The organism is Jiangella aurantiaca (assembly GCF_004349105.1).
GTDB classification, from domain to species: Bacteria; Actinomycetota; Actinomycetes; order Jiangellales; family Jiangellaceae; genus Jiangella; species Jiangella aurantiaca.
In genome coordinates, this window is sequence record NZ_SMLB01000094.1 from 1 (window position 1) to 2357 (window position 2357).

The following is a 2357-nucleotide window of genomic DNA, read 5'->3' on the forward strand; positions in this document are numbered from 1 at the left end:
TTCGACGCGATGTGGGCGGACCTGGAGCCGGTCGGGCGCGATCCACGTGGCGGCTACCGGCGGTTCGCGTGGACCGACACCGACGAGCAGCTGCGGGAGTGGTTCGCCGCCGAGGCGGCCCGCCGCGGGCTGGCCATCACCGTCGACCGGGCCGGGAACCAGTGGGCGTGGTGGGGTGAGCCATCCGCCACCACGAAGGCGGTGGTCGCCGGCAGCCATCTGGACTCCGTGCCCGGCGGCGGCGCGTTCGACGGCCCGCTGGGGGTGGTGTCGGCGTTCGCCGCCGTCGACCTGCTCCGCGACCGCGGGCACGCGCCGTCGAGGCCGATCGGGATCGTGCACTTCGGCGACGAGGAGGGCGCCCGGTTCGGGGTGGCGTGCGCGGGGTCGCGGCTGCTCACCGGAGTGTTGCCGGTCGAGCGGGCGCTGGCGCTGACCGACGCCGACGGGGTCAGCCTCGCCCAGGCGCTGGGGCGCCAAGGCCGGCCCGAGCCGGCCGCCGACCCCGACACGCTGAACCGGGTCGGAGTGTTCGTCGAGCTGCACGTGGAGCAGGGCCGCGGCCTGGCCGACCTGGACCGTCCCGTCGGCGTCGCCACCCAGATCTGGCCGCACGGACGCTGGCGGGTCACGCTGACCGGGCAGGCCAACCACGCCGGCACCACCCCGCTGGCCGACCGCCGCGATCCGATGCTCGACCTGGCCGCCCTGGTCACCGACGCCCGCGCCGCGGCCGAGCGGCACGGCGTGCTGGCCACCGTCGGCAAGGTCGAGGTCGACCCGAACGGCGTCAACGCCATCGCGTCGCAGGTCCGGGCCTGGCTGGACTGCCGCGGCGCCGACCCCGACGCCGTCGCCGCCGTCCTCGCCGACCTCGCCCGGTTCGCGCCACGGCAGGAGTCGTGGACACCGGCGACCGTGTTCGACCCGGCGCTGGCCGCGCGGCTCAGCGGCCTGCTCGGCGACGCGCCGCTGCTGCCCACCGGCGCCGGGCACGACGCCGGCATCCTCGCCGCCGCGGGCATCCGCACCGCCATGCTGTTCGTCCGCAACCCCACCGGCGTCTCGCACTCCCCGGCCGAGCACGCCGAGCGCGCCGACTGCCACGCCGGCGTCGTCGCGCTGACCGACGCCCTGGCGGAGCTGACCCGGTGACGACGTTCTGGGCCGCGCACGCCTGGCTCCCCGCCGGCCTGAGCGGCGACGTGCGGATCGAGGTCACCGACGGCGTCATCGTCGCCGCCACGGCCGGGACGCCCCCGCAGCCGGGCGACACCCGGCTGCCCGGCGTGGTGTTCCCGGGGTTCGCCGACGCCCACTCCCACGCGTTCCACCGGGCGCTGCGCGGCCGCACCCACGACGGGCGCGGCTCGTTCTGGACCTGGCGCGAGGCGATGTACTCCCTCGCCGGCCGGCTCACCCCGGACACCTACTACCACCTCGCGCTGGCCACCTACGCCGAGCTCGCGCTGGCCGGCGTCACCATCGTCGGCGAATTCCACTACCTGCACCACGGCCCCGGCGGCACCCCGTACGCCGACCCCAACGCCATGGCCGCGGCGCTGCGCCAGGCCGCCCACGACGCCGGGATCCGGCTCACCCTGCTCGACACCTGCTACCTGCAGGGCGGCATCGACCAGCCGCTCCACGGCGCCCAGCTGCGCTTCGGCGACCAGACCGCCCACGCCTGGGCCGCACGGGTCGACCAGCTCACCGACGACGACGGGTTCCGGCTCGGCGCCGCGATCCACTCCGTCCGCGCCGTCCCGCCCGCCGCCATCGACACCGTCGCCGCCTGGGCCGCACAGCGCGACCGGCCACTGCACATCCACCTGTCCGAGCAGCCGGCCGAGAACCAGGCCTGCCTCGAGCACTACGGGCGCACCCCAGCCGCGCTGCTGGCCGACCACGGCGCCCTCACCCCGCGGACCACCGCGGTACACGCCAACCACGTCACCGACGACGACATCGCACTGCTCGGCGCCGCCGGCACCACCATCTGCGCCTGCCCCACCACCGAACAGGACCTCGCCGACGGCCTCGCCCCCACCGGGCCCCTCGCCGCCGCCGGGTCACCGCTGTGCCTCGGCAGCGACCAGCACGCCGTCGCCGACCCGCTGCTCGAGGCCCGGCTGATCGAGCACCACGAGCGGCTGCGCACCGGCCAGCGCGGCACCTTCGACACCGCCGCCCTGGTCACCGCACTCACCGCGAACGGCCACACCGCGCTCGGCTGGCCCGGCAACGGCCGCCTCGCCCCGGGCGCGGCGGCCGACCTCGTCGCCGTCCGCACCGACACCGTCCACACCACCGGCGCCGACCCCGCCCACCTGATCTTCGCCGCCGGCGCCCAAGAC

Annotated in this window: 2 protein-coding genes; both read left to right on the forward strand. The window is 76.7% G+C overall.

Annotated features, from left to right (window positions below):
- A partial coding sequence (locus E1262_RS29990) for an allantoate amidohydrolase (protein WP_203454740.1) occupies nt 1-1155 on the forward strand: 1155 nt, incomplete at its 5' end.
- Nucleotides 1152-2357 (forward strand): formimidoylglutamate deiminase (locus tag E1262_RS29995; protein ID WP_132108005.1); only part of this gene is annotated, 1206 nt, incomplete at its 3' end. The genes E1262_RS29990 and E1262_RS29995, both read left to right, overlap by 4 nt.